The organism is Kitasatospora sp. NPDC056138, assembly GCF_042264695.1.
In the GTDB taxonomy this organism is placed as follows: Bacteria; Actinomycetota; Actinomycetes; order Streptomycetales; family Streptomycetaceae; genus Kitasatospora.
Map to the genome: position 1 here is coordinate 77,215 of NZ_JBHJVK010000019.1, position 7,685 is coordinate 84,899.

The window sequence follows — 7,685 nt, forward strand, 5'->3', positions numbered from 1 at the left end:
ATATGTTTTTACCACCCACAACTCCTTCTTTTGACCCTTTAGCACCCGGCGCGGGGCAGGCTCGGGGGGGTCCCCGGCCGGGGGGCTGGGGGCAACCCCCGACGCACGGGGGGATCCCCTGTCGGGGGACGGGGATCACGGCGCAGGGGGTGCGGAAGGCTCGGTGTGCTGCTGCTCGATGAGGTCCTGCAGGGGGAGGGCCTCGGGCACACCGAGCCGCGTGAAGATCGAGTGCGCCTCCTGGAGACAGGCCAGACCGCGTGCGGGCTGACCCAACTCCAGGAGCGCCTCGCCCAGCGCGGCGTTGGCCAGCCCCTGGCAGTACGCCGCATCCAGCTCCTGCGCGATCGCCAGCGCCTCCTCCGCCGCCTCGGCGGCCTCCGGAAGCTGACCGTCCGCCAACAGGCAGGGCGCCAGACGGGCCAGTGAGTAGCCCTCCCAGATCCGCTGCTGCTCGGACTGGTACAGCCGATGCGCCTCCCGCAACCGCGCCGCCGCCTCACCGGGCGAGCCCGTGGACCGCAGCACGACACCGAGCTGGTACAGCGTGTCCGCCAGGCACGGCGTGTTCCCGGACACGCGCGCCGCCTCCACCGCCGCCCGCGCCGAACTGACCGCCTCGTCATGCTGGCCGAGCCCGAGGTGCGCCCGCGCCAGATTCCCCGACAGCCGTGCCTCGCTGACGGCCGCCCCGAGGTTGCGGCTGATCACCCGCGCCTCCTGGAAGAACGGCAACGCCTCGGCCGGCCGGTCGGCCAGGCTGAGGACGACGGCCAGGAGGTTGGCAGCGTTGACACGCAGCTCGGTCTGATCGTCGTCGCCCTGGAACTCCAGGCTTCGACGGAACGAGATCTCTGCTTTCTGGTACTCACCTGCGACGTGCTGGAGGAACCCCAACGCCAGCTGGATCCGCGCGAGGGCAGCAGCATCCGAGTGCGAACGCGCGTTGGTGTCAGCGGCGTCGAGGGATACCCGGATGCGCTGCCCGTGGGTCGGATCCTCGACCAGGCCGTTGAGCACAATGAGTATGTCTACAGCGGGGCGCAGCAACTCCAAGGGCTCCAGGACCGCTGCCTCGACACTACTCAGTACCAGAGCAAGCTCCGACCGCAGCCAGCTGCGGGCGTCATCGCTGTCCGCGAAGGACAGCCCGGGCGAGACCGGCTGGTGAAGCGGCGCCGGGAACATGTCGTCAGGCTCGATCGCCTGTGCGGCATTCCGCATGGTTGCCAGCAACGCGTCCAGGAGGCGCAGCCGAGCGGCGCGCTGGGCGGCGATGTCCTTGAGCTTCTCGTTCTGCCGCTGGGCGAACAGCCGGAGCAGGTCGTGGTAGCGATACCGGCCAGGAGTGAAACACTCCAGCATGTTCGCCTCGACCAGGGCTTCGGCCAGCGACTCCGCCTCTTCTTCGCCCACGCCGAGCAGGAACGCGACGGCGGCCAAAGGAAGATCGGGAGCATCCACAAGGGACAGCAACCGGAAGGCTCGGGCTTCCTCCGTGCTCAGCTGGCCGTAGCCCAGGCCGATGGTGGTCTCCACAGCGAGGTTGCCGAGTTGGAGCTCGCTGAGTCGTCGCCGCTGGTCCGCTAACCGACGAGCCAGATCGGAGACGCTCCAACGCGGCCGGCTGGCCAGGCGCGCGGCGGCGATGCGTACCGCCAGCGGCAGGAAACCACAGGCCCTGACCACTGCCAGGGAAGCCTCGGGCTCAGCCGCGGTGCGCTGTTCACCGACGATGGCCGAGAACAGGGCCAGGGCTTCCGCCGGAGTGAGCTCCTCGACATCAACCAGGTGGGCGCCGGGCAACTCGGCCAGCCGTGAACGGCTGGTGACAAGGACTGCACTGCTGGACACGCCCGGAATCAGCGGCCGGAGCTGTTGGGCGTCCTTGGCGTTGTCGAGCAGGATGAGGATTCGCCGGTCGGCGAGCAGCGACCGGTACAGTGCGGCGCGCTGCTCAAGCGTGTCGGGGGTCTCGGAGGCCCCCAGCGCGTAGAGGAAATCACCCAGAACCACGGCGGGATCGGCAGGTGACGCCCCGGCCCCGCGCAGATCGGTGTACAGCTGTCCGTCGGGGAACTCGGACCGCAGGCGGTGGGCTACGTGGACAGCGAGGGTGGTCTTCCCGACCCCGCCGATCCCGGCCAGCGAGGTGACGACCACAGCCTGACCGGAGTCGCTGCTCAGGACACCCTGGAGTTCGTCGACCAGCACGGTGCGGCCACTGAAGTCGGATACGTCGGCCGGAAGTTGGGCAGGCGGGACAAAAGCTGCCGTCTCATCGACCACGTTCGTCCGTGCGGACGAGGTAACGGAGGGCATCAGGGTCGGGTCGCCAGCCAGGATGCGGGCATGGACCGACCCAAGGCCGGCACCCGGCTCGACCCCCAGCTCCTCGATCAGCAGCTTGCGGGTGTCGGTGTAAACGCCAAGCGCCTCCGCCTGGCGGCCACAGCGGTAGAGCGCAAGCATCAGCAGCTCACGAAGCCGCTCCCGCAGCGGATGCTCGCCAGCAAGTGCACTCAGTTCGGCGACTGTCTCCGAGTGGAGACCGATCTCCAACGCAGCTGCGCAGCGCTCTTCGGCAGTGGTGATCTGGCGCTCGGCCAGCCGCATCCGCTGGGCGTCGGCGTACGGTCCCGGGATTCCGGCCAGCGGGCGGCCGCTCCACAGTGAGAGAGCGGAGGCGAGTAGGCGGTGGGACTCGCGGAAGTCGCCGTCGGCCTTGGCAGCGGCCGCTGACGCGAATTCACCTTCGAATGCTGCCAGGTCCAGGGCCTCGGGGGGGATGCGGAGCGCATAGCCGTCACTCACCGACACCAGGAGCTCGGCGGGGGTGCGCACTTCACGGTGGGGTTCGATCACTGTTCGCAGCCGTGACACATAGGTGCGCAGCGCGGCCACCGCCTGCGGTGGCGGGCGGTCTCCCCAGAGGCCGTCGACCAGCTCCTGGGTCGTCACGGGTCGGCCGTGATTGAGCAGAAGGGCGACCAGGACAGCTTGCTGCTGCGGTGACCCGAGGGAGAGAGGCTTCTCCCCGAGCCATGCTTGGACGGGGCCGAGCACCTGGAAGCGCAGCGTGTGCGGCTTCTCCTGAAGCTCCATGAGATCCCCCGATGGCATTGGTGGTGCTTCCCGAGCGTCACGCTCCACGGTCTCGCGTGAGGCGCCAGCTTATGAGGAAGCGGGCAAACGTTGGAGAAGAAGACAAGCCTCGGGGTGTTTATAAGACATTTAACGAACACTAGGATACTGGGCCCGCGCCTTGACTCTCCGGTCGGGCTGAAGTGACCTGATGACCCGAAAGGCGGCTTTTGATCCATGGCCGACACGAACACCTCCGCCGCTGCTCCGGCAGTGCCCCAGCAGTCCACGCCCGTTGAGCACACGTCCTCGGCCGCCGGCGCTCAGCCGATTCTTGACGTTCTCCAGGGTCTGGCTGACGGCGAGCCCGAGGCACAGGGGGTTCCTGCCCAGGAGCCTGTGCAGCCGAAGAAGGACGGCGGCTTCGAGCCGCTCGGAAACGTTATCAACCACCCGTAACGGGATGTCGCTAGTGCCCTGCTCCGTCCGTACGGCGGTGCAGGGCATTTTGCATGCCCGGATGCCGGGGCACAGGTAAATCGCATGCACGATAGCCCTGCAGATCCGCGATGTACCTGAGGGCGCGGGAGAGCGGCCGGGCGTTGCAGGCGTTCTGGCGTCGTTCGCCGGGAGCCCCGATCTGATCAGAGACGCTGAGAGCTGGTCGGGCATGGGTGGGGCCACGGCCGACGATGTGCTCCCTGTGCTGGACGAGGCGAGGCCTGAGCGAGGATCGAGCCTGGAACAGCTGCCTGCATCGCCGTAACAGAGACGTACAACTGTGTGCTGGTGACAGCCGACTTGCGCCTGCTGCGCTCGGCCCGCGACCTGCGGCCCGTAGCCCGGTCACCATGATCGTCCGAACGATCGCCAGAGCCGTCCCGCCCGGCCCCCGGAGGGGCACGGGCGGGACGGCTCAACGGTGTCGACGTCCGTTACTCGGCCGAGCGGACCCGCAGGTTGGTGATCAGCGGGCCGTCGGTGACCTCGGCGAAGAAGTCGTTGCCCTTGTCGTCGACGACGACGAAGGCCGGGAAGTCCTCGACCTCGATGCGCCAGACGGCCTCCATGCCCAGCTCGGCGTACTCCAGGACCTCGACCTTCTTGATGCAGTCCTGGGCGAGCCGGGCCGCCGGGCCGCCGATCGAGCCGAGGTAGAAGCCGCCGTGCTTGGCGCAGGCGTTGGTGACCTGCTTGGAGCGGTTGCCCTTGGCGAGCATGACCATCGAGCCGCCCGCCGCCTGGAACTGGTCGACGTAGGAGTCCATGCGGCCGGCCGTGGTCGGGCCGAACGAGCCGGAGGCGTAGCCCTCGGGGGTCTTGGCGGGGCCGGCGTAGTAGACCGGGTGGTCCTGCATGTACTGGGGCATGCCCTCGCCCGCGTCCAGCCGCTCCTTGATCTTGGCGTGCGCGATGTCGCGCGCCACGACCAGGGTGCCGCTGAGCGAAAGCCGGGTCTTGACGGGGTACTTGGACAGCTGCGCCCGGATCTCGGACATCGGCTGGTTCAGGTCGATGCGCACGACCTCGTCGTCCAGGTGCTCGTCCGTGGTGTCCGGCAGGTACTTGGCCGGGTCGGTCTCCAACTGCTCCAGGAAGACGCCCTCGGCGGTGATCTTGCCCAGCGCCTGGCGGTCGGCCGAGCAGGAGACCGCCATCGCGACGGGCAGCGAGGCGCCGTGCCGCGGCAGGCGGATCACGCGCACGTCGTGGCAGAAGTACTTGCCGCCGAACTGCGCGCCGATGCCGATCTTCTGGGTCAGCTCGGTGACCTTCTGCTCCAGCTCCAGGTCGCGGAAGCCGTGGCCGGTCTTGGCGTCGCCGCTGGTCGGCAGGTTGTCCAGGTAGTGCGCCGAGGCGTACTTGGCGGTCTTCAGCGCGAACTCCGCGCTGGTGCCGCCGACCACGATCGCCAGGTGGTACGGCGGGCAGGCGGCGGTGCCCAGCGAGCGGATCTTCTGCTCCAGGAAGGACAGCATCGACGCCTCGTTGAGGATCGCCTTGGTCTCCTGGTACAGGTACGACTTGTTGGCGCTGCCGCCGCCCTTGGCCATGAACAGGAACTTGTAGGCGTCGCCGTCGGTCGCGTAGAGCTCGATCTGGGCGGGCAGGTTGTTGCCGGTGTTCTTCTCGTCCCACATGGTGACCGGAGCCATCTGGGAGTAGCGCAGGTTGAGCTTGGTGTACGCGTCGTAGACCCCGCGCGCGATCGCGGACTCGTCGGCGCCGGAGGTCAGCACGTTCTGCCCGCGCTTGCCCATGACGATCGCGGTGCCGGTGTCCTGGCACATCGGCAGGATGCCGCCGGCCGAGATGTTGACGTTCTTCAGCAGGTCGAGCGCGACGAAGCGGTCGTTGGGGCTGGCCTCCGGGTCGTCCAGGATGCGGCGCAGCTGGGCGAGGTGGGCGGGGCGCAGGTAGTGCGAGATGTCGTGCATCGCCTCGGCAGTGAGCAGCCGCAGGGCCTCCGGCTCGACCTGCAGGAAGGTGCGGCCCCCGGCCTCGAAGGTGCTGACGCCCTCGGAGGTGATCTTGCGGTACGGGGTGGGATCCGCACCGAGCGGGAGCAGGTCGGAGTATTCGAACTCTGGCGTGGGAGCCATGGGGGAGGTCCTTAACTGATTCGGCTGCGACGACGAAGCATCCTCAAGGGTAGGCGTCGGGGCAGAGGTCGGTGCGAGCAGGTGAGCCTGCGTGACGGGAGTCACGCCGATGCCGTCAGCTCGTGCTGAACTGCCGTTCGGCCAGGGGGTGTGATGGCTAGTCTTAGCCCGTGGACAACTCGCCGTCATCGCCGTCACCGCAGGACGACTCGGGCCAGCCGCCCGTCTCCATGACCAAGCCCGAGCAGCCCGAGCAGCCAGGGCAGGCCGAGCAGGCCGGACAGCCGCCCGTTTCGCAGGCCGAGGCCGGGACGGCCTCGCAGCCGGTGTCCGAGCTGGTGCCCCAGCCGGCGCCGACGCCCGCCCCGGTACCGGCCCCGGCCCCGGCCCCGGCCGCCACCGCACCGTCCGGCACGAATCCCGTGGGCACGACTCCCGTCGGCACGGCACCGGTCGCCGAGGCGGAGCTACGGGCCTCGGACGCCGACCGTGAGCGGATCGCCGACCTGCTGCGCGACGCGTACGCGGAGGGCAGGCTCACGATGGAGGAGCACTCCGAACGGATCGAGGCGGCGTACGGGGCCAAGACGCTGGGTGATCTGGTCCCGCTGACCCGGGACCTGCCCACCCACCGCCCGATCTCGATGGAGAAGCCGCCGCTGCGGCAGCCGGATCCCGCGCCCGCCCCGGCGCCGAGGCCGCCGGCCCGCCAGGAGGCGCCGACCATGGTGGCGGTCTTCGGCGGCGCGGAGCGCAAGGGACGCTGGCGGGTGGGGCCGCGCCTGCGCGCGGTCGCGGTGTTCGGCGGGGTGGAGATCGATCTCACGGACGCGGTGTTCGAGTCGCCCGAGGTGGTGATCGAGGTGACCGCGATCTTCGGTGGGGTGGAGATCCGGGTGCCGGAGAACGTGAGCCTGCACGGCGGCGGCGTCGGTATCTTCGGCGGCTTCTCGGTCCGGGAACAGACGGCGGCCGACCCTTACGCGCCGGTGGTCCGGGTGAAGGGCGCGGCGGTCTTCGGCGGCTGCGAGGCCAGGCCGCGCCGGGGCAAGAAGCTGCGGGAGTGGGCCCGCAAGCAACTCGACCTCTGAGTACCCGCACCGCCGGACACCGCACGCCTTGGGACACCGCACACCCCCGGAGCGCCCGACCCCCCTCCGGGGCACCCGATGCTCCCGGGATGCCTTGCGCCGCAGGGCAGTTGACCCGACGGGTGCGCGTCCTCCCCTCAAGCACCGCGCCGGCTCGGACAGTTGCGCACGTCCGGGCCGGTCGCGCTGTCTTCAGGGTCTGATTCGGGGGCCGGGTTCGAGGGTGACGCGCCGGCAACCGGCCGTGGGGACTAGGCCTTGGGGCGAGTGCAGTCCGTAGTCGGTCGGGTGCGTTGTGCATGAACCGGGATACCGCGGGGTAGTTCCTCCCGCACATCGTTTCTTGTACGGCTGTGACCCCGGAGGCGGCGGACGGCGAACCGGCCGAGGCCCGCCGGGGTGAGCACGGGGCAGCCGGGCAGTGACGCGAGCCTTCCCCCGAGTCTCGAAACCTCGTAGGAGTAAGCCGTGCTGCATCCGATCGAGTCCAGCGTCCGTACCGCTGTCGTGGTGGCGGGGCGGCGCAGTCCCGCCGGCCCGGTCGGCACGGGGACGCAGCAGCTCGACCACCCCGAGGACAGTCCCTGGCACACCGGCGCCGCCTGTCGCCGCGACGAGGCCGGACTGTTCTTCGCGCCCTCGAAGGAGCCCACCGCGGCCCGGCTGTCCCGGGAGGAGCAGGCCAAACAGGTCTGCGCCCGCTGCCCGGTGCTGCTGGAGTGCCGGGAGCACGCGCTCGTCCAACCGGAGCCGTACGGGGTGTGGGGCGGGCTGACCGCGGCCGAGCGACGTGTGGTGCTGGCCCGGCGGCGGCGCCGCGACGGTGAGCTGCGGGAGGCCCACCGAGTGGGCGAGCCCAGGCGGATAGCGGGGTGAACGGCCGGTGGCCTCGGGGAACCTCCCCGAG

5 protein-coding genes are annotated in these 7,685 nt (G+C 69.7%); 3 read left to right on the plus strand and 2 right to left on the minus strand.

Annotated elements, in window-relative coordinates; translation table 11 throughout:
• Positions 1 to 135: 135 nt before the first annotated feature.
• Positions 136 to 3,105, minus strand: coding sequence for a BTAD domain-containing putative transcriptional regulator (locus ACFC1R_RS14820; protein WP_375938294.1), 2,970 nt, complete (start codon positions 3,103 to 3,105; stop codon positions 136 to 138).
• A gap of 216 nt (positions 3,106 to 3,321) precedes the next feature.
• Here ACFC1R_RS14820 and ACFC1R_RS14825 point away from each other — a divergent pair, with 216 nt between their 5' ends.
• Positions 3,322 to 3,543: a hypothetical protein gene (locus tag ACFC1R_RS14825; RefSeq protein ID WP_375938297.1), complete on the plus strand. Its 222-nt coding sequence runs from the start codon at positions 3,322 to 3,324 to the stop codon at positions 3,541 to 3,543.
• A 476-nt stretch (positions 3,544 to 4,019) separates the two neighbouring features.
• On the opposite strand, the gene ACFC1R_RS14830 is transcribed toward ACFC1R_RS14825, so the two are convergent.
• Positions 4,020 to 5,687, minus strand: coding sequence for a fumarate hydratase (locus ACFC1R_RS14830; protein ID WP_375938300.1), 1,668 nt, complete (start codon positions 5,685 to 5,687; stop codon positions 4,020 to 4,022).
• 422 nt (positions 5,688 to 6,109) lie between these two features.
• Between ACFC1R_RS14830 and ACFC1R_RS14835 the strand changes: the two genes are divergently transcribed.
• Together ACFC1R_RS14835 and ACFC1R_RS14840 are read left to right on the plus strand one after the other, a co-directional pair.
• Entirely contained in the window at positions 6,110 to 6,778 is a 669-nt protein-coding gene (locus ACFC1R_RS14835; protein ID WP_375938390.1) for a DUF1707 domain-containing protein, read from the plus strand.
• Between the two features lie 468 nt (positions 6,779 to 7,246).
• Complete coding sequence (locus ACFC1R_RS14840; RefSeq protein WP_375938303.1) at positions 7,247 to 7,654, plus strand: WhiB family transcriptional regulator; 408 nt, start codon at positions 7,247 to 7,249, stop codon at positions 7,652 to 7,654.
• Positions 7,655 to 7,685 lie beyond the last annotated feature (31 nt).